Origin of the sequence: Neisseria sp. HMSC066H01 (genome assembly GCF_001837375.1) — a bacterium.
Classification (GTDB): domain Bacteria; phylum Pseudomonadota; class Gammaproteobacteria; order Burkholderiales; family Neisseriaceae; genus Neisseria.
The window spans coordinates 153207-174406 of the sequence record NZ_KV832194.1; the positions used below are offsets into that span (position 1 = coordinate 153207).

Annotated in this window: 19 protein-coding genes; 8 read left to right on the forward strand and 11 right to left on the reverse strand. The window is 50.4% G+C overall.

Annotated elements, in window-relative coordinates:
• Positions 1 to 76 precede the first annotated feature (76 nt).
• Positions 77 to 1168, forward strand: a complete 1092-nt coding sequence (locus HMPREF2551_RS04875) for an acyl-CoA dehydrogenase family protein (RefSeq protein WP_070837516.1) — start codon at positions 77 to 79, stop codon at positions 1166 to 1168.
• An 84-nt stretch (positions 1169 to 1252) separates the two neighbouring features.
• Positions 1253 to 1423 carry a rubredoxin gene (locus HMPREF2551_RS04880; RefSeq protein WP_003747315.1) on the forward strand — a complete coding sequence of 57 codons (171 nt, stop codon included), beginning with the start codon at positions 1253 to 1255 and terminating at the stop codon, positions 1421 to 1423.
• Between the two features lie 63 nt (positions 1424 to 1486).
• Here HMPREF2551_RS04880 and dapC read toward each other — a convergent pair whose 3' ends face one another.
• The 4 genes from dapC to HMPREF2551_RS04900 all read right to left on the reverse strand — a co-directional run bounded on the left by dapC (position 1487) and on the right by HMPREF2551_RS04900 (position 6082).
• Positions 1487 to 2674 carry a succinyldiaminopimelate transaminase gene (gene dapC / locus HMPREF2551_RS04885; protein WP_070837517.1) on the reverse strand — a complete coding sequence of 396 codons (1188 nt, stop codon included), beginning with the start codon at positions 2672 to 2674 and terminating at the stop codon, positions 1487 to 1489.
• Positions 2675 to 2794: 120 nt separating this feature from the next.
• Entirely contained in the window at positions 2795 to 3967 is a 1173-nt protein-coding gene (locus HMPREF2551_RS04890; protein ID WP_070837519.1) for an NAD(P)H-dependent flavin oxidoreductase, read from the reverse strand.
• Positions 3968 to 4307: 340 nt separating this feature from the next.
• Positions 4308 to 4988, reverse strand: a complete 681-nt coding sequence (locus tag HMPREF2551_RS04895) for a YiaD family glycine zipper/OmpA-like lipoprotein (protein WP_004520099.1) — start codon at positions 4986 to 4988, stop codon at positions 4308 to 4310.
• A gap of 218 nt (positions 4989 to 5206) precedes the next feature.
• Entirely contained in the window at positions 5207 to 6082 is an 876-nt protein-coding gene (locus HMPREF2551_RS04900; RefSeq protein ID WP_070837521.1) for a YoaK family protein, read from the reverse strand.
• Between the two features lie 160 nt (positions 6083 to 6242).
• Between HMPREF2551_RS04900 and HMPREF2551_RS04905 the strand changes: the two genes are divergently transcribed.
• The 3 genes from HMPREF2551_RS04905 to ileS all read left to right on the forward strand — a co-directional run bounded on the left by HMPREF2551_RS04905 (position 6243) and on the right by ileS (position 10613).
• Positions 6243 to 6632 carry a hypothetical protein gene (locus HMPREF2551_RS04905; RefSeq protein WP_070837523.1) on the forward strand — a complete coding sequence of 130 codons (390 nt, stop codon included), beginning with the start codon at positions 6243 to 6245 and terminating at the stop codon, positions 6630 to 6632.
• A gap of 123 nt (positions 6633 to 6755) precedes the next feature.
• Positions 6756 to 7682, forward strand: a complete 927-nt coding sequence (ribF, locus tag HMPREF2551_RS04910; protein WP_070837525.1) for a bifunctional riboflavin kinase/FAD synthetase — start codon at positions 6756 to 6758, stop codon at positions 7680 to 7682.
• A 138-nt stretch (positions 7683 to 7820) separates the two neighbouring features.
• Positions 7821 to 10613 (forward strand): isoleucine--tRNA ligase, encoded by a 2793-nt coding sequence (ileS, locus tag HMPREF2551_RS04915; protein WP_070837527.1) that lies wholly within the window; start codon positions 7821 to 7823, stop codon positions 10611 to 10613.
• A gap of 159 nt (positions 10614 to 10772) precedes the next feature.
• Here the strand turns inward: ileS and HMPREF2551_RS04920 are convergent, their stop codons facing one another.
• From HMPREF2551_RS04920 to HMPREF2551_RS04930, 3 genes are all read right to left on the reverse strand, one after another.
• Positions 10773 to 11165, reverse strand: coding sequence for an MliC family protein (locus tag HMPREF2551_RS04920; RefSeq protein WP_070837529.1), 393 nt, complete (start codon positions 11163 to 11165; stop codon positions 10773 to 10775).
• A gap of 241 nt (positions 11166 to 11406) precedes the next feature.
• Positions 11407 to 11532, reverse strand: a complete 126-nt coding sequence (gene ykgO / locus HMPREF2551_RS04925; RefSeq protein ID WP_003685279.1) for a type B 50S ribosomal protein L36 — start codon at positions 11530 to 11532, stop codon at positions 11407 to 11409.
• Positions 11532 to 11807 carry a type B 50S ribosomal protein L31 gene (locus HMPREF2551_RS04930; protein ID WP_003747294.1) on the reverse strand — a complete coding sequence of 92 codons (276 nt, stop codon included), beginning with the start codon at positions 11805 to 11807 and terminating at the stop codon, positions 11532 to 11534. Before HMPREF2551_RS04930 ends, ykgO begins: the two co-directional genes overlap by 1 nt.
• A gap of 171 nt (positions 11808 to 11978) precedes the next feature.
• On the opposite strand from HMPREF2551_RS04930, the gene HMPREF2551_RS04935 reads away from it, so the two are divergent.
• Positions 11979 to 13475 carry a TrkH family potassium uptake protein gene (locus HMPREF2551_RS04935; protein ID WP_070837531.1) on the forward strand — a complete coding sequence of 499 codons (1497 nt, stop codon included), beginning with the start codon at positions 11979 to 11981 and terminating at the stop codon, positions 13473 to 13475.
• 53 nt (positions 13476 to 13528) lie between these two features.
• Here HMPREF2551_RS04935 and galU read toward each other — a convergent pair whose 3' ends face one another.
• From galU to ampD, 4 genes are all read right to left on the reverse strand, one after another.
• Entirely contained in the window at positions 13529 to 14392 is an 864-nt protein-coding gene (gene galU, locus HMPREF2551_RS04940; RefSeq protein WP_003747291.1) for a UTP--glucose-1-phosphate uridylyltransferase GalU, read from the reverse strand.
• A 116-nt stretch (positions 14393 to 14508) separates the two neighbouring features.
• Positions 14509 to 16977: an NAD-dependent DNA ligase LigA gene (ligA, locus tag HMPREF2551_RS04945; RefSeq protein ID WP_070837533.1), complete on the reverse strand. Its 2469-nt coding sequence runs from the start codon at positions 16975 to 16977 to the stop codon at positions 14509 to 14511.
• A gap of 140 nt (positions 16978 to 17117) precedes the next feature.
• Complete coding sequence (locus HMPREF2551_RS04950; RefSeq protein ID WP_036490414.1) at positions 17118 to 18386, reverse strand: cell division protein ZipA C-terminal FtsZ-binding domain-containing protein; 1269 nt, start codon at positions 18384 to 18386, stop codon at positions 17118 to 17120.
• Between the two features lie 177 nt (positions 18387 to 18563).
• Positions 18564 to 19130: a 1,6-anhydro-N-acetylmuramyl-L-alanine amidase AmpD gene (gene ampD, locus HMPREF2551_RS04955; RefSeq protein WP_070837535.1), complete on the reverse strand. Its 567-nt coding sequence runs from the start codon at positions 19128 to 19130 to the stop codon at positions 18564 to 18566.
• Positions 19131 to 19245: 115 nt separating this feature from the next.
• Here ampD and mltG point away from each other — a divergent pair, with 115 nt between their 5' ends.
• Positions 19246 to 20241 carry an endolytic transglycosylase MltG gene (gene mltG / locus HMPREF2551_RS04960; protein WP_070837537.1) on the forward strand — a complete coding sequence of 332 codons (996 nt, stop codon included), beginning with the start codon at positions 19246 to 19248 and terminating at the stop codon, positions 20239 to 20241.
• A gap of 67 nt (positions 20242 to 20308) precedes the next feature.
• Positions 20309 to 20935, forward strand: coding sequence for a dTMP kinase (tmk, locus tag HMPREF2551_RS04965; RefSeq protein WP_070837539.1), 627 nt, complete (start codon positions 20309 to 20311; stop codon positions 20933 to 20935).
• Positions 20936 to 21200: the final 265 nt, after the last annotated feature.

Sequence of the window (21200 nt, forward strand, 5' to 3'; positions counted from 1 at the left end):
ATCAAAGGCCGTCTGAAAATTCAGACGGCCTTTCTTAAAAGAACTCAATATCGCCAAAATATCCAGAGGAAAAAAAATGACACGCGAAGCTTTACTGAACAATGTTACCGAACTCGTTAAAAGCAAATTAAAACCATTGGTGGACGACATCGACCGCAAGGGACTGTACCCGAAAGAATTTATGCTGGAATTGGGCAAAATCGGCGGTTTTGCCGCAACCGGTACGGTTGAAGAAGGCGGCAACGGTTTGGGTTTGGCAACGCAAATCGCCGTATTGCGCGAAATCGGTAAAGAATGCGGCGCGACTTCGTTCAGCGCATGGTGTCAGGCGGCTTGCGCGTGGTATCTGCACCAATCGCCTAACCAAGCGGTCAAAGACAAATATTTGGCCGATATTCTGCAGGGCAAAGTTTTGGCCGGTACGGGCATGTCCAATACCGTCAAACACCTTGCCGGTATCGAAAAACACAACTTGCAAGCCGAGCGCGTCGAAGGCGGCTACAAAATCAACGGCGCTTTGCCTTGGGTATCCAATATTGGCGAAGACCACATTTGGGCAAATACCGCCCAAATCGGCGACAGCTATGTGATGTTTATCACCGGCGGCCAATGGGAAGGCGTTACCCTGCAAAACTGCCCTGAGTTCTGCGGTTTGGAAGGTACGCGCACTTACAGCCTGAATTTTAAAGACGTGTTTATTCCCGATGAAGATGTGATTGCTACGCCTGAGCAGTTCCAGTCTTATATCCCGACCATTAAAGCCGGTTTCATTCTGCTGCAAATAGGTATCGGCGCCGGTGTGATTGACGGTGCGCTCGGCATTATCCGCATGGCCAATGTGGTGAACGCGGAAGTAAACTCATACCTCGACCACAGCTACGATGAATTGAAAGCCACTTTGGACGGCGCATGGGCGGAAACCGAACGTCTTGCCGATGATGCGTGGAACAATAAACCCGATACACTGGCAACCTTGAAACTACGTGAAGCGGCTGCCGTATTGGCACTGAACGCCACTCAATCTGCCGCATTGCATGCAGGCGCGAAAGGTTATCTGATGCGCAGCCCGGCACAACGCCGCGTCCGCGAGGCCATGTTCGTCGCCATCGTAACACCGGCCATCAAACACCTGCGTAAAGAAATCGCCGCTTTGGAAGCAGCGCAATAAATTCAAAGTATCAACAATAAGATACACGAAAGGCCGTCTGAAAATACGGTTTCAGACGGCCTTTAAAAATGGAAGGAACACAAAATGGCTCAATATATGTGCGGCCCTTGCGGCTGGATTTACGATGAAGATGTCGGCGACCCCGAACACGGCCTGCCGGCAGGCACCAAGTTCGAAGACATCCCCGACGACTGGAAATGCCCTGAATGCGGCGTAGGTAAAGAAGATTTCTACCTTCTGGACTTCACCATATAAATTATCCGATTATTTAATAAAAAGGCCGTCTAAAGTTTCAGACGGCCTTTGTTTGCTTAATCGTCAGCGGTAGAGCGAAACAATGGTTTCAGCCGCTTTGACACAGCTTTCCACGTCGGCAACCAAAGCGATGCGGACGTAGCCTTCGCCCGGATTGCCTTGCTCGGTATCGCGGGCAAGGAAGCGGCCGGGCAACACTTGGATGGCGGCTTTCTGCCACAGGTTGCGCGTGAATGCCAAGTCGTCGCCGTCGGGAACTTTCAGCCAAATGTAGAACGATGCGTCAGGCAGTTTGACATCGAATGCCTGTTGCAAGATCGGAATGACGCGGTCGAATTTTTCTTGGTAGAGGCGGCGGTTGGCAATGACGTGTTCTTCGTCGTTCCAAGCGGCAATGCTGGCGCGTTGGACAGGAATGCTCATCGCGCTGCCGTGGTAGGTGCGGTAGAGCAGGAAGTTTTTGAGCAACTCGGCATCGCCTGCGACAAAGCCGGAACGCAAACCGGGGACATTGGAGCGTTTGGACAGGCTGGTAAACATAATAATGTTGTGCGTGCCGCGCCCTAATTGCGCCGCAGCCTGCAAGCCACCGATCGGTTTGTTGTCGTCAAAATAAATTTCGGAATAGCATTCGTCAGAGGCAATAACGAAGCCGTATTTGTCTTGCAAATCAAAAATTTCTTTCCAGTCTTCTAATTGCAGGACGCTGCCGCTCGGATTGTTGGGCGAGCAGACAATCAGGACTTTGGTGCGCCGCCATACGTCTTCGGGCAGGCTGCTCCAATCGGGGTTGAAGCTGGGTGCAGGGCAGTTGGCAAAATGGATTTCGCCGCCGCCCAAAATAGTCGCGCCTTCGTAAATTTGATAGAAAGGATTAGGGCTGATAACGACCGGTTTAGGGCCGTCTGAAGCCGGATTTAAAACGGTTTGGATAAAAGAGAACAACGCTTCCCGGCTACCCAATACCGGTAGGATTTCATTGTCGGGATTGAGGCTCAAACCATCATAACGGCGGGCAACCCATTCGGCGCAGGCTTGGCGCAGTTCAGGCAGGCCTGCGGTCAGCGGATATTTTTCCAGTTCGTGCAGGGAGGCGGTCAGCGCATCTGTAATGACTTTGGGCGTCGGGTGTTTCGGTTCGCCGATTTGCAGATGAATAGGCGTCATGCCTGCGGGTGCATCAATGCCTTGCATGGCTTCACGCAGGCGGGCGAAAGGATAGGGTTTGAGATGGTTCAATAATGGGTTCATGATGTTTCTGCTGATAAATTAAGGCAATAATCTTAGCATTTTTTAGATGGATTGGGACAAAAAGGCCGTCTGAAACAAGGTTTAAATGTTTTTCAGACGGCCTTTTGAATATTGATGTGTTTATTTGGCAGGGGCGACGGGTAGGGAACCGTTCAAGAGATAATGAATGGTTTCTTGAACCGTACGGATGGCGTTGCCAAATGGCAGCGGGTCTTTACCGCGGAAAAACAGGCCTTTGTCGACTTCGCCGCGGAATGCTGCGGAAAGTTGGATGTCGATACAGAATTGGCCGGCTTTGGCCAAACCATCGCGCAAGCCGCAACTGGTCAGGCAGTTCAGGCCTTGGGTGCAACGGCGCGGATCATTTTTGGCATTGGCTTGCAATTTGGCTTCGCGTTTGATGTAGCTGTCGAGGAATTTGGTGCGCACACCGCGAGCAGGCAAACCGGCAACAGACATGAATTCAACCACTTTTTCGGTTTCCGCACCGGCCAGCGTTTTCTTGAAGTTGATGTGGGCATCGCCTTCTTCGGTCACGGCAAATGCGGTACCGATTTGAACGGCGGACGCGCCCCAGTTTTTCAAGGCTGTTTTGACTTTTTCAAAGTTTGCCATACCGCCGGCGAGTACCAACGGGATTTTTTCGCTTTCCAAGCCCAAGTTTTTGAATACTTCAAACGTTTCTTCAATAACGCGTTTGAACTCGAATTTGGCATCGTTCACGCCGTCAACGGTTGCCGCACCCAAGTGGCCGGCCGCGTGGGCAGGGTGTTCGATAACGATGGCATCGGGCAAAACGCCTTTTTTCATCCAACGTTTCAAAACGATATTGATACCGCGTGATTCGGACAAGATAGGGAAAAGGGCGACATCTTTGTGATAGCCTTCGGCCATTTCCGGCAAGTCCAAAGGCAAACCCGCGCCCATTACAATCGCGTCCGCACCGGATTCGCAGGCCTGACGGACGTAGGCGGCATGGTCTTTTACGGCTTTCATGACGTTGACGGCAATCATGCCTTTGCCTTCTGAATCGGCTTTGGCTTTTTTGATTTCACGGTCAAGCGCGATGCAGTTGAGGCGGGTGTATTTTTCTTCGCTGGAATCGATTTTTGATTCGGCCAGCAAATCTTCGTGCAAGTGGCGCAAATCGACGCTGGCGATGGTACCTACGCCGTTTTCGCGCGCAACCGCGCTGGAGAGTTTTGATGCGGAAACGCCTACACCCATACCGCCTTGTACGACGGGAATCAGTGATTTGCCACGGATAATCAATGGGTCAAAGTTGTTTTGCATGGATGCTCCTTCATAGATTCTGGATGGTGCCGTCTGAAATCCTATGAAATGGATTGGATAACGGACTGATGTGTATATAAATAAGTGTGTTTTTCGCCGCCGTTTTTCAGACGGCATGAGGCGTGTTTTTAAAATTTTAGGAATTATACTCTAAGTTAGTGTAAAAATTAGAGTATTAATACAGTTTTTTTGAAGGAAAAATTGAAAAGTCTTGTTAATAAAAGAATAAATTTTATGACAGGTTTGGTTGCGGAGAAGAAATTGCAAACAAAATCCACAAAGAAAAAGGCCGTCTGAAATTTCAGACGGCCTTGAGTATGGGAATCAGACAGATGTCGGATTACATTTGTTTTTTAGCGGCGTCAATGGCGCGTTGGTCAGGGTTGATCAAGATTTCAACGCGGCGGTTTTGTGCACGGCCTTCAACAGTAGCGTTGGAGGCGATTGGTTGACGGGAGCCGTAACCGAAAGTGCTCAAACGGGTGCTGCTTACGCCACGGGATTGCAGGAAGGTGGCAACAGATTCGGCGCGGTTGCGAGACAATGGTTCGTTGATGGCATCGTTGCCGGTATTGTCGGTGTGGCCGTTGATGGTCAAAGTGGTGTCAGGATATTGAACCAAAGTTTGCGCGGCGGCAGACAAGGCGCTTTGAGCATGGCCGCTCAGGGCAGCGCTGCCGGTAGCGAAGGTTACGTTTTCAGGCATAACCAGTTTGATTTGGTTGCCTTGACGTTCAACTTCGATGTTGGTGTTGGCCAGGCTTTGACGCAGTTTTTTCTCTTGGTAGTCCATGTAACCGCCGATACCGGCACCTACTGCACCACAAGCCAATGCGGAGTTACGCGCGCCTTTACCACCGTGGGTCAGCGCACCAACGATGCCGCAAACAGCCGCACCGCCCAAACCGTACATAGCGGTTTTGCTGGCGGATTGTTGGCCGGTAACAGGATCGGTTACACAGCCGGTGAGCGCCAAAGGAATTGCAGTGGCAATAACGGTCAGGGGTTTCAAGAATTTCATGTCGTATCCTCTTTTTAGATGACGGCTCGGGCCGTCTGAAAAAAATGAATAAAAACCGCGTGGGTCATTACGGATTTATGATACCCAATATCCGAAACGCAAAAGAATGGGTTTAACCCGATATTACGAAAATATTTGCCAGTTAACATAATTCTGAAGCATTTCTGCATTTTTCTGGCAGCTTGGCCGTTTTGCCACGAAATAACAAGCAAAGTTTTTTACAGTTTCTTCCGTTTTTTCTGCTTGCGGCGATACCAGTTGACGAATGCCCATTTCAATCTGACCTTGACGTCATATCCCACCGAACCCGCACCCAGTATGAGCAAAACGGCGGAAACGGGCAGGGCGAAATGATGGCCGACCAGATGATAACCCCATGCGCCAACCACACCGCCCAGCAAAAACGACAACATCAATCCGCTCAAAAGCCACATTTTCGGTTTGTTGATGCGGACGTGCGGCAGGCGCGGATGATGCTGTTTGGAGTAATAAAGCGCGCGTGAAATTTCAATGCCCAAGTCGGTCGCCGTGCCGGTCATGTGGGTGGAGCGGATGGCGCCGCCGGAAAGAAGCGTGATAACCGTATTGTGCATGCCCATAATAAAACACAATAAAAACAATGCTAAAGACGGCATAATAAAATCAGAGCCGCCAAAATCCCACTCCATCGCAGCGATACCGAACCAACCGAATATCAACAGATAAACTGCTTCCAGCCACATGGAAAACCCAAAGCTGCCACGGAAACGCATTTGCTGCGTCCATAAAATTACCCAACCCGAATGCGCGGCACCGGCAACAAAACACAACACGCTGATTGTGGCAATAATGGCCACACTCCACTCTTGAAGATACAAAACATCTGCCAACAGCGACATTGAGCCGGTAACGTGGGAGGTATAACGTGAGAATGCGAAGTAACCGCCGGCATTAATCGCACCGGCAAGAAAGGCCATGATGTAGCCCAGCCGTCTAAAACGGGCATCGGAAATATTGTGTTCGTGCAGATACGGGCGATCCGCCTGCCAAAACGGCGGCGTGTGTTGCCTGTGGTGGCGCAATCGGTAGGAGTGGGGCGGTTTGTCAGCGTTCATTGAGTGGGTTTGGAGTTAAACATTCATACAGAGTATATTTTATATGCAACTGCCTGCCGATAAGAACAAATAATATAAAGTGTTCCTAAGTTGCCACACTTGCCCATTGCAAGACGAGAGCGTACATTAATAGCCATATATGAGTATAAGGAAACATCCAATGAATCCTATCCGCCTGACCTTATTGTTTGGTGCTGCCGCATTGCTGGCCGCCTGCGCCACCACGCCCGAGCAAAAAGCCGCACGCGCCCAAGCGCAGAAACGCTATGAGCAGGAACTTCAAGTCAATCTTGCCGCCCAATGCGATCAGGAAACAGCCGCGCTGATCCGCCGCAAATTTGAAGAAGAAGGCAAACCCGGTGTAGCAACTGCGGAACAAAAAGCCTTCCGCCTCAAATATATCGACAAAGTTTCCGACCCGATGTTTCAAGCCTGCTACAAAATGGCATGGCAAAACTATATTTCCCAAGAACAGCTGCGCGAAGCCCGTTACTATCGCTATTACGACGATTGGGGTTATCCGTTTGGCCGTTATCCTTGGTGGTGGTAAGGTATTAACAAACTTTAGGGCCGTCTGAAAGCATATATTTATTGGTTTCAGACGGCCTAAGGTTTATTGAAACGGCAATAACGTTTACAATAGCCGCCTATTCAAACACACTACCCACCACCCATGAACATCTGGCTTGGACAGCGACACCCGCCCCAATTTCCGCAAGGAGCCGCCGTAACCATCGGCAACTTTGACGGCGTACACCTCGGGCACAAACATATCCTGCAAAAACTCAAACGAGAGGCAGACCGGCGCGGTCTGCCTGTTGTCGTTGTTATTTTTGAGCCTCAGCCCAAAGAGTTTTTTGCGCGTAAAGCCGGGAAAAAGCTGCCTTACCGCATTAGTCCGCTGCGTACCAAATTGCGCCTTTTGCGTGAAACCGGCTGTGTGGATGCCGTTTGGGTTTTGCGCTTTAACCAAACTTTTTCCGAGATGAGCGCGCAAGTGTTTATCGACCGGCTTTTGCGAAAAACGCTCAATACGCGTTATCTGCTGATTGGCGATGATTTCCGTTTCGGTGCGGGTCGGGAAGGCTGTTTTGAGCTTTTGGCACAACAGCCCGATATGCAAACCGAGTGCACACCGTCCGTTATCGTTGAAGACATCCGCACCAGCAGTACCGCCGTCCGCCAAGCCCTTTCAGACGGCAAGTTGGAATACGCCAAAAAACTGTTGGGGCACGATTACGTGTTAAGCGGCAAGGTCAAGCACGGGCAAAAGCTCGGCCGCACCATCAACGCGCCTACCGCCAACGTCCAGCTTCCCCCATATCATTATGCGCTCAGCGGCGTATTTGTCGTCGAAGCTGACGGCGCATTCGGTACGCGCCGAGGCGTGGCCAGCTTTGGTTTTAACCCCACTGTCAGCAACAATCGTTCGCAAAAGTTGGAAGTCCACCTGTTCGATTTCAGCGGCGATTTGTACGGCCAGCGCATCTTCGTCCGCTTCCTGCACAAACTGCGTGACGAGAAAAAATTTGAAAGTATCGAAGCATTGAAAACCCAAATTTTGCAAGATATGGAAGATGCAAAGGTTTGGAAACCATAGAAACGCTTCTATACGCTTATAAAATCAAGACAATTGGGCTACAATAAGTCCTTTGAATTCTTTCAGACGGCCTGTTCTTTTTAAAATGAGCAATCAGACCGTCTGAAACCGAAATACCGCAACAATAGAGATTAGAAAATGACCGATTACAGTAAAACCGTAAACCTGCTCGAAAGCCCGTTTCCAATGCGCGGTAATCTTGCCAAGCGCGAGCCTGCATGGCTGAAAAGCTGGTACGAGCAAAAACGCTACCAAAAACTGCGCGAAATCGCCAAAGGCCGTCCGAAATTCATCCTGCACGACGGCCCTCCGTATGCCAACGGCGACATCCACATCGGTCATGCCGTCAACAAAATCCTCAAAGACATCATTATCCGCAGCAAAACCCAAGCCGGTTTTGACGCGCCTTATGTACCGGGTTGGGACTGCCACGGTTTACCTATCGAAGTGATGGTAGAAAAACTGCACGGTAAAGACATGCCTAAAGCCCGTTTCCGCGAATTGTGCCGCGAATACGCCGCCGAACAGATTGCCCGTCAGAAAAAAGACTTTATCCGCTTGGGCGTGTTGGGCGATTGGGATAATCCTTACCTGACCATGGATTTCAAAACCGAGGCCGATACCGTGCGTATGCTCGGCGAAATCTACAAGTCCGGCTATCTCTACCGCGGTGCAAAACCGGTTCAGTTCTGCTTGGACTGCGGTTCTTCACTGGCGGAAGCGGAAGTGGAATACAAAGACAAAGTATCGCCTGCGATTGACGTTGCCTATCCGTTTAAAGACAATGCCGCGCTTGCCGCCGCATTCGGTTTGCCAGGTATCGAAGGCACAGCGTTTGCCGTCATTTGGACAACCACGCCTTGGACGCTGCCTGCGAGCCAAGCTGTTTCAGCTGGTGCAGACGTGGTGTATCAACTGATTGATACGCCTAAAGGCAAATTGGTGTTGGCCAAGGATTTGGCAGAAGATGTGCTCAAACGCTACGGTTTTGCTTCAGATGAGCTGAACGTATTGGCAGAAACCACCGGCGACAAGCTGGAAAACTTGCACATGAACCATCCGTTCCTCGAACGCGATATTCCCATGCTCAACGGCGACCATGTGACCACCGATGCCGGTACCGGCTTGGTGCATACTGCGCCTGCGCATGGTTTGGAAGACTACGCTGTCTGCAATAAATACGGTATCGAGCTTTACAACCCTGTCAACGCCGAAGGCAAATACATCAGCGAAACGCCGCGCGTCGCAGGTATGCGCGTTTGGGAAGCCAATCCTGTCATCCTGCAATGGCTGGAAGAAACCGGCAACCTTTTGGCAAGCAGCAAAATCGAACACAGCTACGCCCACTGCTGGCGTCACAAAACCCCGCTGATTTACCGCGCGACCGGCCAATGGTTTGTCGGTATGGACAAAGGAGGTGCCGACGGTAAAACCCTGCGCGACAAAGCCATCAAAGCCGTGGACGACACCGAATTCTTCCCATCATGGGGTCGTGCGCGCTTGGAAGCCATGATTGAAGGCCGCCCCGACTGGGTCGTTTCGCGCCAACGCTACTGGGGCACGCCGATGACTTTCTTCGTCCACAAAGAAACGGGCGAGCTACATCCGAACTCCGCCGAGCTTTTGGAGAAAGTAGCACAACGCATCGAAGAAAAAGGCATCGAAGCATGGTTCTCACTCGATAAAAGCGAATTATTGAGCGCGGAAGATTGCGAAAACTACGACAAACTTTCCGACACGATGGACGTATGGTTCGACTCCGGCTCGACCCATTATTCCGTCTTGAAACAGCGCGAAGAATTGGATTGGCCCGCCGACCTCTACCTCGAAGGCAGCGACCAACACCGCGGCTGGTTCCAATCCTCCATGCTGACCGGTTGCGCCTCATCCATGGGTCGCGCTCCGTACAAACAGCTTCTGACCCACGGTTTTGTGGTTGACCAAAACGGCCGCAAAATGTCAAAATCCATCGGCAACGTCGTTGCACCGCAAGAAGTCTATAATGAGTTCGGCGCAGACATTTTGCGCCTGTGGGCGGCATCCACCGATTACAGCGGCGAATTGGCGATTTCCAAAGAAATCCTCAAACGCGTTACCGAAAGCTACCGTCGTATCCGCAACACCTTGAGCTTCCTGTTTGCCAACCTCAGCGACTTCAATCCTATTGAAGATGCCGTGCAACAGGCAGACATGGTGGAAATCGACCGCTATGCCTTAGTATTGGCACGTCAGCTGCAAGAGCGTCTGGCAGGCGACTTCTATCCTCGCTACGCCTTCCACTTTGCTGTAAAAGACATTGTTTCTTTCTGCTCGGAAGATTTGGGCGCGTTCTACCTCGACATCCTGAAAGACCGCCTCTACACCACCAAAGCTGACAGCCACGCCCGCCGCAGCGCACAAACCGCTCTGTACCACATCACGCGTAGCTTGGTTCTCTTGATTGCACCGATTTTGTGCTTCACCGGCGAAGAAGCGTGGGACATCATCGGCGGCGGCGAAGAAGACAGCGTCCTCTTCCACACATGGCATGAGTTCCCACCAATCAACGAAAAAGCTGAAGCCGAACTGGTGAAAAAATGGACGGCAATCCGCGAAGCCCGCGAAGCCGTAACCGCCGCTATCGAGCCTTTGCGTACAGACAAAACTGTCGGCTCTTCATTGCAAGCAGAAGCCGAAATTACGGCTCCGGAAGAAATTGCCGACTATCTGAACACTTTGGGCGAAGAATTGCGTTTTGCTTTGCTGGTGTCTAAAGCCGAAGTGAAAGTAGGCGATGAACTTGCTGTAACCGCTAAAGCCAGCGATGGTGAAAAATGCGAACGCTGCTGGCACTACACCCACGATGTAGGCGCAGTTGCAGGCCATGAAACCATCTGTAAACGTTGTGCCGACAACGTGGACGGTAAAGGCGAAGACAGACATTACGCTTAATTGTTTGGTCTAAGATAAAGGCCGTCTGAAAACCTGAAATTCGGGTTTCAGACTGCCTATTTTGTAATAATGAGTTTTAAAGCAGTTTGGGTGTAAACTAAAAAGGCCGTCTGAAAAAGTTTTCAGACGGCCTTTAGCTATTCTATTTTTAAGTAGAAATTAGCGGGCAGAGCAAGAAGTTTCTACTTTATTGCCATATGGGTCAGTGAAGCCGAAGAATGCTTCGCTGCCTTTTTGATGCCATTCGGCGCCTTTACCAAACAAGCCTTGGTTGGCAACATAGCGTTCGCCTGAACCTGCAACGGCAGAAGACAGGGTGGCAACTTTGTCGTCAAGGCGCAATTCAACTTGATCGGTGCTCAGGTTGCGGATTTGTACAGACAGGCCGTTTTCGCAGCTGAATGATTGAACACGGGCATCATGATCGTGTGCACGGCCGTGGTCATGATTGTGCTCGTGACGGTGACCATGGTCATGTTGATGGGCTTCGGGTGCGGCGCAGGCAGCGAGGCTCATGGCGGTGGCAATTGCAAGCAGGGCTTTTACTTTCATTTTTGACTCCTATGGTCAGTGTTGAAGGGAGAATGTAGCGGCATGTTATAAATATCTTTATGGCTTCACAATAGGGATAACCATTATTTACTTTTTCTTCCTGTTTCCGGGAGTATGGCAGGATTCGTTGTAGTTTTGATATGAATGATTAATGCCGTTTGAAAAAAAGCCGCACTTGCGCTAGAGGTAAACGAAAGTGCGGAAAATTCAGAGAGTTACATTGAAATATGGGTTGGGCCGCCTAACGCTGGCGTGCTTTAAAGCGGGGGTTGCTCTTGCAAATAACGTACACTTTGCCTTTTCGGCGGACAATTTGGCAGTCGCGGTGTCGTTTTTTTGCAGTTTTCAGGGAGGAGAGGACTTGCATTATTTATCCTTTCTGAAGGAAGACATCATGGATTGGTAACGTTGGTTGAACTTGCTGGCGCGGCCTTCGATATTGACATTGCGTTGTTTGCCTGTGTACACGGGGTGGGAAGCGGAAGAAGTATCAAGCGAAAAGAGGGGATATTCTATGCCGTCTTTCCAAACCATGGTTTTGCCGTGGGTATTGGCGCATGAACGGATGAGCCATCCTTGGTCTGCGCCGCTGTCGTAAAACAGAACGGTACGATAGTTGTCCGGGTGAATATCAGGTTTCATTTCTTTCTCCAGTAAATGTTATGGTATAACATTATACTCTTAGAAAAAGAGCAGGCAAGTGTTTTTTGTTTTTCTTTATCACGGGATTGCGGCATTTTGATAAAATATGCGGTTTCAGACGGCCTTTTTTATGAGGCCGTCTGAAACATTTTGTTTTCTGATGATAGGAATATGATGTATCTGCATAAGGGTTTCAGATTGGGTGGTGCGGTAAGCAAGGTGATGCCGATTGTCCATGTATTGTCCAAGCTGGGGCTGTTGTTTTCATTGCTGTTGGCCGTGCCGACGTTGATGTCGTATTTTTATCACGACAGCGCGTTTTTCGTATTTGCCTATACGGCGTTGACCGTATTGCTGGTGTCGTGCGTAACTTGGGTACTGACGCTGCGTTTCAACCGTGAATTGCGGCCGCGCGACGGATTTACCCTGGTACTGATGCTGTGGCTGGCTTTTGCTGTCGTGGCAGCAATGCCGATTTATTTCTATATGCCGTCCATGAGTTTTACCGATGCGTTTTTTGAAGCGATGTCGGGGCTGACGACGACAGGTGCGACCGTGATTTCCGGCTTGGATACGCTGGCGCCGTCTGTAAACTTTTGGCGGCACATGCTCAACTGGCTTGGCGGTATGGGTATTATCGTGCTGGCTGTGGCGATTTTGCCGATGTTGGGCGTGGGGGGCACGCAGCTTTTCAAAGCCGAAATTCCGGGTATGGATAAAGAAAGCAAGATGGCTCCCCGTATTTCGCAAGTGGCCAAACGGCTGTGGTTTGCTTATGCGCTGACAACTGCCGCTGCCTTTGTGTGCTTGCATATTGCCGGCATGGGCTGGTTTGACGCCTTATGCCATGCGATGTCGGCCGTGGCTTTGGGCGGTTTTTCAACGCATGATGACAACGTTGCTTTTTTTGATTCCTTGGCAGTCGAATGGACGTTGATGTTTTTTACTGTCTGGGGCGGTATCAATTTTGCCAGCCATTTTACTGCGCTGGGCAACCGCTCTTGGCGGGTGTATTGGAAGGATGAAGAATGCCGCACCATGCTGCTGGTTTTGTCGGGCAGTATTTTGATTTCGGCATTGTATCTGTGGCAGCAGGACGTGTACCAAAGCCTTGGCGAAGCTTTGCGTTTTGTCAGCTTCAACTTTGTGTCTATCGGATTGGCCAGCGGTTTCTCCAATGCTGACTTTGCACAATGGCCGCTGATTGTGTCGTTGTGGATGTTTTTCCTGTCGAACGTCTTGGCAAGCTCAGGCTCTATGGGCGGCGGTATTAAAAATGTGCGCGCTTTGGTGTTGTTCAAATTCAGCTTGCGCGAGATGTTGATTTTGCTGCACCCGCGTGCGGTTCGTACGGTAAAGGTCAACAACAACTCCATTCCGGATCGTATGGCGCTGACCGTTATGTCGTTCATTTTTATTTATTTTATGACGGTCATCGTATTCAGCTTTTTACTGATGGCCGCAGGCTTAGACTTTTTATCCGCCTTCACGGCAGTCATTGCCTGTATTACCAATGCCGGCCCGGGCTTGGGTGCAGTCGGTCCGTCGCATAATTATGCCGCGCTGAGCGATGTGCAGAAATGGCTGTGTGCGGCAGTGATGCTGTTGGGACGTTTGGAAATTTTTACCGTTTTAATTTTGTTTACTCCGGCATATTGGAAGAAATAAGTGTAGAAAAAGGCCGTCTGAAATTTCAGACGGCCTTTTTATAATGGCTGAATTTAAGCGTATTGCTTGAGCAATTCTTTAAATTGTTCGCCGGTTTCAGGGTGTTTCAAACCGTAAGCTACAGTCGCTTCAAGGTAACCCAATTTGCTGCCGCAGTCATAGCGCTTGCCTTCAAATGCGTGAGCCAAGACAAACTCATGATCAAGCAGGCGGGCGATACCGTCGGTCAGTTGGATTTCACCGCCGGCACCGCGCGGCAGGTTGGTCAACAAGTCAAAAATACGCGGGGTCAGGATGTAGCGGCCGACAACGGCGAGGTTGGAAGGCGCTTCTTCCGGTTTGGGTTTTTCAACGATGTTGATAATACGTTGATAGTTTTTCAGCTGCTCGACTTCGACGATACCGTAAGAACCGGTTTGGGAGGGATCGATGGTTTCAACGCCTAAAACGCTGTTGCCGCTTTGGTTGTACACGTCAACCATTTGTTTTAGCGCACCTTTAGGCGTATCAATCAAATCGTCTGCCAAAATAACGGCAAAAGGCTCGTTACCAACGGCTGCCTGCGCGCACAATACGGCATGGCCCAAACCCAATGCTTCAGTTTGACGGATGTACATGCAGGTAATGTTGGGAGGCAGAATATCGCGAACGTGCGCCAGTAGTTTGTCTTTTTGACGCAATTCCAATTCGGTTTCCAACTCGTATGCTTTGTCGAAGTGGTCTTCGATGCTGCGTTTGTTACGGCCGGTGATGAATACCATTTCGGTACAGCCGGCTTCAACCGCTTCTTCAACTGCATATTGAATCAGAGGTTTGTCCACGATAGGCAGCATTTCTTTGGGGCTGGCTTTGGTTGCAGGCAGGAAACGGGTGCCCATACCGGCAACGGGGAAGACGCATTTTTTAATGGGTTTCATATTGGTATCCTATTTGTCTGAGGGTTTAGCCCCCGAAAGTGTAATTGTGTGTAACGATAATACCACATGATAAAGTATCAGTCGGTTTAAAAGGCGGATTGCTCATAGATACTGTCTTATCCCAGCAACGACAGTAATTCTTCTTCGCTCAATACGGCTATGCCCAGCGTTTGGGCTTTTTCCAATTTACTGCCTGCTGCTTCTCCGGCGACAACGTAGTCGGTTTTTTTAGATACGCTGCCGGAAACTTTACCGCCTGCGGCCTCGATCAAGGCTTGGGCTTGGTCACGTTTGAGCGTGGGTAAAGTCCCTGTTAATACAAAGGTTTTACCTGCTATGGCCTCATTAGTACCGTCTGAAATAGTTTCATCTTGAAGATTAGACAGCGTTTGAGCAAAGAAAGTTTTCATATTTTCAAGCAGGGCTGCGTTTTGCGGTTTGCTGCGCCATATTTGCCAATCGGCAGGTAATGCTTTGTCGGTTTGCAGACCTTCTATACTTTGTCCGGCGAGTTCCCACAAGGCCAGTGCTTTGGTTTCGCTGATTTTAAAATCGGGCAGACGGGCAATCCAGCGTTGCGGCTCGGCATGGCGCAGCGGCGGGATGGTAACAGCCTGGCTTTGCGGGGCAACACCTACAGCCAGCAGTTCGTCTATCATCGCCTGTTGCGTTTCTTGGGCAAAAAAGTGGGCAATGGAGTGGGCAACCACCGTGCCGATATCGGGCAGACAGGCGAGGATGGGTTCGGGTGCATGGCGGACGTGGTCGAGCGTACCGAATGCCTGCGCCAGCGTTTTGGCGGTACGTTCACCGACGTGACGGATGCCGAGGGCAAAAAGGAAGCGGGCAAGTTCAGGCGTTTTGCTGGCTTCTATGCCTGCGAGGATGTTTTCTGCCCATTTGGTCGGCTGTTTTTTATTGTTTTTGACAAGCAGAGTATTGCCGGTCTTGCCTTCAAAGTCTCCAATCCCACTGTTTGATGGTTCTTCCTCATTAGCTGACGCTTTGTCCGCCATTTCCTTCATTTTTTGCAAGGTCGGAATATCGAGGCGGTAGAGGTCGGCGAAATGGCGGACGAGGTCTTGGGCGACCAGCTGCTCGATTTGTTTTTGACCGAGTCCGTCAATGTCCATGGCTTTGCGTGAGGCGAAGTGGATCAAACCTTGCGCGCGTTGTGCTTGGCAAAGCATACCGCCGCTGCACCGGGCAACCGCTTCGCCTTCTTCGCGTTCGATTTCGCTACGGCAGATAGGGCAATGGGTGGGCAGGCGGTAGGGTTTGTGCAGCGGTTTGGCTTGGGTTTTAGAAGGTGTTTCGGCAAACAAATCGTCTTGCAGGCCGTCTGAAACGGTAACGTTAACCTCTTGCATTGGGCGGCGTTCGAAAATTACGCGGACTACCTCGGGAATCACGTCTCCGGCGCGGCGTACGACAACGGTATCGCCAACGCGTACGTCTTTTCGAGACACTTCGTCCTGATTGTGCAGGGTGGCGTTGGTAACGGTAACGCCGCCGACGAATACAGGTTGCAGGCGGGCAACCGGGGTTACTGCGCCGGTGCGCCCGATTTGTACATCAATGGCTTCGACAATGGTCAATGCTTCTTCGGCGGGGAATTTGTGGGCAATGGCCCAGCGCGGCGCACGTGAGATGAAGCCGAGTTCGCGCTGTTGCGTCAAGCTGTTGACTTTGACCACCATGCCGTCGATTTCATAGGGTAGAGTAGGGCGTTTTTGCTGCATTTGCTCGTAAAACGCCAATACTTCGTCGATATTTGGGAAGCAGCCGAAATTACCGTCAGGCAGGCTGAAGCCAAGCTCTTTACAGTAGCCTAGCTCTTGCAGGTGTTCTTCTGCGATAAAACCGCCTTGTTGTCGGGCGATGGAATAGGGGAAGAAATGCAATTTGCGCTGTGCAGTAATGCGCGAATCGAGTTGGCGCAGACTGCCGGCGGCGGCATTGCGCGGATTGGCGAAAGGTTTTTGTCCGTTTTCAGCTTGTCGTGCGTTTAAAGCGGCAAAATCGGCTTTGAGCATCAATACTTCGCCGCGTATTTCGATAAGCTCGGGAATATTTTCTCCATGCAGGCGCAGGGGAATGTTGGATACGGTTTTGACGTTTTGGGTAACGTCTTCGCCTGTTGTTCCATCGCCACGGGTTGCCGCTTGAATCAATACGCCGTCGCGGTAGAGCAGGCTGATGGCGAGACCGTCAAATTTAGGCTCGATAACGTATTCCGGTTTTTCTCCGTTTAATCCGCCACGAACACGCTCATCGAAAGCATACATTTCGGCATGGTCGAACACGCCGTTTTCATCTTGTGGCGAGAAGGCGTTGGTCAGCGACAGCATTGGCACTTCGTGGCGTACTTCGGCAAAGCCTGCCAAAGGCTCGCCACCGACGCGCTGGGTCGGGCTGTCGGGCAGCTTGAGCTCGGGATAGTTTCGCTCCAACGCTTCAAGCTCGCGGAACAATTTGTCGTATTCGGCATCGGGTACGCTGGGCGCATCTAGGGTGTAGTATTCGTAGGCGTAGTGGTTGAGGAGGTCGGTCAGGTATTTGATACGTTGTGCGGTCGGATTCATTGTGTAATCGGAATAGAGTTTTCAGACGTCCTGATGATAGAGAGGCCGTCTGAAAATTGATGAATATTGAAGATGAAGGGATTTTACCTGAAAAAAGCGGATATGCCGTCATTGCATATCCGCTTTTTGTTTGAGGAAGTTTAAGAGAACAGGCGCAGAGCTTGTTTGCTGCCGGGTTTGAGGCCGACTTTAAGCATTTCTTCCTGACGGGCCAAAACGTAGTTGCGTACGTCTTTGAGCCATTGGGTGGAAACTTCTTCCATTTGGTCGTTAACCAAATCCAAGCTGAGTTGACCGGAAAGTTTGACTGCCAAGTCCATGAATTTATCGAAAGTTTTTTCGCCGGCCGGAACGTGCGGAATATCCAGCAGCATGCTGAAGCCGCGGTAGGCTTGGTTGTCCAGCAAAGGATTGGTAAACGGTTTGTTGTCCAAAGTATGGATGGAGAACAATTGAGGATTGTTGTTGTCGCCGAAGTGGAACGCGCCGTCTTCGCCCAATTTGAAACCGGTTTCTTCCACGGCGGCACGCAATTCTACGCCGCTGATGTTGGAATGGGAAACCAAGTGAATGGCGATGGTTTGGTCAACACGCGCACAGAATTGGTCGAGGGCTTGTGCGACTTCGGTGAACGCGTCCAAGTCGGTATGCAAAACTTTGCCGTCCATCAGTTGGGCAAAAGCATCAACCTGTTGGTCGAAGTGTTGCAACTCTTCACGCGCGGCCAAACCGTTGCGGCTGACAGCTTGCAGGCCCATGACGAAGCCTTGGTAGTAAACTCCTGGAATCGGCTCGGCAACGCGGAAATGGTCGTCCATGGTGCAACCGATGATTTGGAAGCGGTGGGTAGCGGAAAGGCGCGGCAGGGCGTGCAATTCTTGAGCTTGTTTCAGGGAGATGTAGGCCATGTAGTCGAAGCGCGGGTCAAACCAAGGCAGCTCGACTTGAGACAATTCGTCCAGGCTGATCAATGGTACTTGTGCCACAGGTTCGGCTGCGGTTTCTACCGGAGTGGAAGCGGCTTCGGCTGGGCTTACGGTAATTTCGTTGTTCAAGCCGATAACGGTGTGTTGGACTTTTTCTTCTGCAGAAAAGTCGTCTTCCACGGTCAGTTCGACGTCGGTTTTAAGTTGGGCAGGGTGGGCCAGTTTAGCTTTGGCCGCGTAGATTTCATCTTGTTCCTGCAGGTTGCGCAATGCCTCTTCGTTTTTTTTGTTTTTCTTGATAAACAAACCTTGGCCGCCGGTTTCTTTGCTGTCGCGGACGTGTTTGGTTTTGCTGGTCAAAAGTGCATCTTTATCGGAATGGCCGAATTGTTCGCGCACTTGTTTGCGGTATTGGTTTTCCTGGTACATGTTGTAACCGATGACCGCCAAAAGGGCGGCGAGGGCTAAGACGATGAAAATCATGGAGTAATCACTTTTTAAAAAGGCAGCATTCCGTCTTTTTCAGGGTGCGGAATCTTGCTACGCGGGCAGTTCGTTGGAGCCGGACTTTATGTGTCCGAATGGATAGCTGAATTATAACGAAAATAAACGGTTGTGGCAGCATTATGTCTGCCAATCAGTGTTCAGGCCGTCTGAAAGTTATCCGCGCCGGACGGGAAAACTTGCTTTTTGAAGGTGATGCCAATCGAAGAAATGTCCGGGATCGGTTTTCCTGTCCGGCGCGATGTCCTGATGACCGGTAACGGCCTGAATCGGATAATGCTCGGAAATGGCGGTCAGCAAGGCTTGCAGGCTGGTGTATTGTGCTTCGGTAAAAGGCTCGAAATCGCAGCCTTCCAGTTCGATACCGATGGAAAAGGCGTTGCATCTTTCTCTGCCTTGAAATGATGATACGCCGGCATGATAGGCCATGTCGTCGCAGGAAACGAATTGGACAGTTTCGCCCTCACGGCTGATGAAAAAATGGCTGGAGACGCGCAAGGTGTGGATGATGCTGAAGAAAGGATGCTCGTCAGGATTGATTTGGTTGGTAAACAATTTTTCCACCGCACCCGTGTTGTACTCAAAAGGAGGAAGGGAGATATTGTGGAGGACAACCAATGAGACGTTTTCATCCGGTTCGCGCGGGCTGAAATTGGGCGAATGAGTTTGGCGTGCATTCAGCCAACGGCCGTTTTGCCAAATGTTTTTGTAAGGGGAATTCATGGTTTCAGACGGCCTTTCGGGATAGGAAAACATACGTTGGGGAATGCGGCAGGCTTAATGCGCTTATTTTCGGTTATACTGTCGCCCGACACGTTCACAAACCAAGAATCCTACCATGTTGAAAAAATTGTTGAAATGGCTGGCCGTATTTTTGACGGCATTTGCCGCCGTGGTTGCCGCATTGTTGTTTGTTCCGAAAAACAACGACAAGCCATACCGTATTACCGTTGCTAAGAATCAAGGTATCTCTTCCGTCAGCCGCAAACTGGCTCAAGACGGCATTGTTTATAACCGTTATGTGTTGGTAGCCGCCGCGTATGTGATGGGCGTGCACAACCAACTCAATGCCGGCTCTTACCGTCTGTCTGCCAAAGTATCGGCTTGGGACATTTTAAAACGCATTAAAAAAGGCCGTCCTGATTCGGTCAGCGTGCAAATTCTAGAGGGTGCGCGGTTTGCACAAATGCGCCGTATTATCGACAACACTGCCGATATTGCCCATGATACGCGCGGCTGGAGCGATGAAAAACTGATGGCCGAAGTGGCACCCGACGCCTTGAGCAGCAATCCTGAAGGACAGTTTTTCCCGGATAGTTACGAAATTGATGCCGGCGGCAGCGATCTTCAAATTTATAAAATTGCCTACCGTAAAATGCGGGAAAACCTACAAGAAGCATGGGACGACCGTCAAAGCGGCCTGCCTTATAAAAATCCGTACGAAATGCTGATTATGGCGAGTCTGATTGAAAAAGAAACCGCGCACGAAGATGACCGCGCCCATGTGGCCGCCGTATTTGTCAACCGCCTGAATATCGGCATGCGCCTGCAAACCGACCCGACTGTCATTTATGGCATGGGCGATGCGTATAAGGGCAGAATCCGCAAAGCCGACCTGCAACGCGATACGCCTTACAATACTTATACGCGCAGCGGTTTGACGCCGACGCCGATTGCGCTTCCCGGCAAGGCCGCGCTTGAGGCTGCGGGTCATCCGTCTAATGAAAAATATCTGTATTTCGTCTCAAAAATGGATGGTACGGGCCTGAGCGAGTTCAGCCACAATCTTTCTGAACACAACGCCGCCGTGCGCAAATATATTTTGAAGAAATAAACCGAATAGGTCGTCTGAAACATTTATAATCCCAGTTTCAGACGGCCTTTAGATTAACGATATCCATATGAAACCCAGATTTATTACCCTTGACGGCATAGACGGCGCCGGCAAATCCACCAACCTCGCCGTAATGAAAGCATGGTTTGAGAAACACCAACTGCCCGTATTGTTTACGCGCGAACCGGGAGGCACGCCTGCCGGAGAGGCATTGCGCGAAATCCTGCTCAACCCTGCCACCCAAGTCAGCCTGCGTACCGAAACCCTGCTGATGTTTGCAGCCAGACAGCAACACTTGGAAACAGTTATTCTGCCTGCCCTGAAAAACGGCACACATGTCGTTTCCGACCGCTTTACCGATGCAACGTTTGCCTATCAAGGCGGCGGACGAGGCGTTCCCTTACAAGATATTGCCACGCTTGAGCATTGGGTGCAGGGCGATTTCCGCCCAGATTTAACCTTGCTGTTGGATGTGCCTTTGGAAGTATCGATGGCGCGCATCAACCAAACGCGCGAGAAAGACCGCTTCGAGCAAGAGGCAGCCGAGTTTTTCAATCGGGTGCGCGAAGTGTATTTGCAACGTGCTGCCAAACAGCCGGAACGATATGCCGTCATCGACAGCAGCCAAAGTCTGGACGCAGTCAAAACCCAGATTGAAACCGCGCTGGACAGTCATTTCGGATTGAATGTTTAAGTTTAAATAAAATGCCGTCTGAAAGAAGACTGATGTACCGAAGAAATATTATTACAGAAGTTTTTAGACATAAAACCGATTAAACCGAAACATCAAAACAAATGAAATAAATATAGGTATGCGCCACCGAAAGAACATGATAAAATTACGGCCTCTTACAAAGCCGGTCTGTTAACAAACCGACTTTAGAAGTTTAAATGTCTGAAGCAGCCCGTTTCAGACTTGTTCGCTGTAAAATCTCTCTCTCTCGCAAACAGGATCGACA

Bases quoted from the DNA above. Each gene is read 5' to 3' on its own strand.
- HMPREF2551_RS04875 (WP_070837516.1), top strand. From the start codon at position 77: ATGACACGCGAAGCTTTACTGAACAATGTTACCGAACTCGTTAAAAGC.
- HMPREF2551_RS04880 (WP_003747315.1), top strand. From the start codon at position 1,253: ATGGCTCAATATATGTGCGGCCCTTGCGGCTGGATTTACGATGAAGAT.
- dapC (WP_070837517.1), bottom strand. From the start codon at position 2,674: ATGAACCCATTATTGAACCATCTCAAACCCTATCCTTTCGCCCGCCTG.
- HMPREF2551_RS04890 (WP_070837519.1), bottom strand. From the start codon at position 3,967: ATGCAAAACAACTTTGACCCATTGATTATCCGTGGCAAATCACTGATT.
- HMPREF2551_RS04895 (WP_004520099.1), bottom strand. From the start codon at position 4,988: ATGAAATTCTTGAAACCCCTGACCGTTATTGCCACTGCAATTCCTTTG.
- HMPREF2551_RS04900 (WP_070837521.1), bottom strand. From the start codon at position 6,082: ATGAACGCTGACAAACCGCCCCACTCCTACCGATTGCGCCACCACAGG.
- HMPREF2551_RS04905 (WP_070837523.1), top strand. From the start codon at position 6,243: ATGAATCCTATCCGCCTGACCTTATTGTTTGGTGCTGCCGCATTGCTG.
- ribF (WP_070837525.1), top strand. From the start codon at position 6,756: ATGAACATCTGGCTTGGACAGCGACACCCGCCCCAATTTCCGCAAGGA.
- ileS (WP_070837527.1), top strand. From the start codon at position 7,821: ATGACCGATTACAGTAAAACCGTAAACCTGCTCGAAAGCCCGTTTCCA.
- HMPREF2551_RS04920 (WP_070837529.1), bottom strand. From the start codon at position 11,165: ATGAAAGTAAAAGCCCTGCTTGCAATTGCCACCGCCATGAGCCTCGCT.
- ykgO (WP_003685279.1), bottom strand. From the start codon at position 11,532: ATGCAAGTCCTCTCCTCCCTGAAAACTGCAAAAAAACGACACCGCGAC.
- HMPREF2551_RS04930 (WP_003747294.1), bottom strand. From the start codon at position 11,807: ATGAAACCTGATATTCACCCGGACAACTATCGTACCGTTCTGTTTTAC.
- HMPREF2551_RS04935 (WP_070837531.1), top strand. From the start codon at position 11,979: ATGATGTATCTGCATAAGGGTTTCAGATTGGGTGGTGCGGTAAGCAAG.
- galU (WP_003747291.1), bottom strand. From the start codon at position 14,392: ATGAAACCCATTAAAAAATGCGTCTTCCCCGTTGCCGGTATGGGCACC.
- ligA (WP_070837533.1), bottom strand. From the start codon at position 16,977: ATGAATCCGACCGCACAACGTATCAAATACCTGACCGACCTCCTCAAC.
- HMPREF2551_RS04950 (WP_036490414.1), bottom strand. From the start codon at position 18,386: ATGATTTTCATCGTCTTAGCCCTCGCCGCCCTTTTGGCGGTCATCGGT.
- ampD (WP_070837535.1), bottom strand. From the start codon at position 19,130: ATGAATTCCCCTTACAAAAACATTTGGCAAAACGGCCGTTGGCTGAAT.
- mltG (WP_070837537.1), top strand. From the start codon at position 19,246: ATGTTGAAAAAATTGTTGAAATGGCTGGCCGTATTTTTGACGGCATTT.
- tmk (WP_070837539.1), top strand. From the start codon at position 20,309: ATGAAACCCAGATTTATTACCCTTGACGGCATAGACGGCGCCGGCAAA.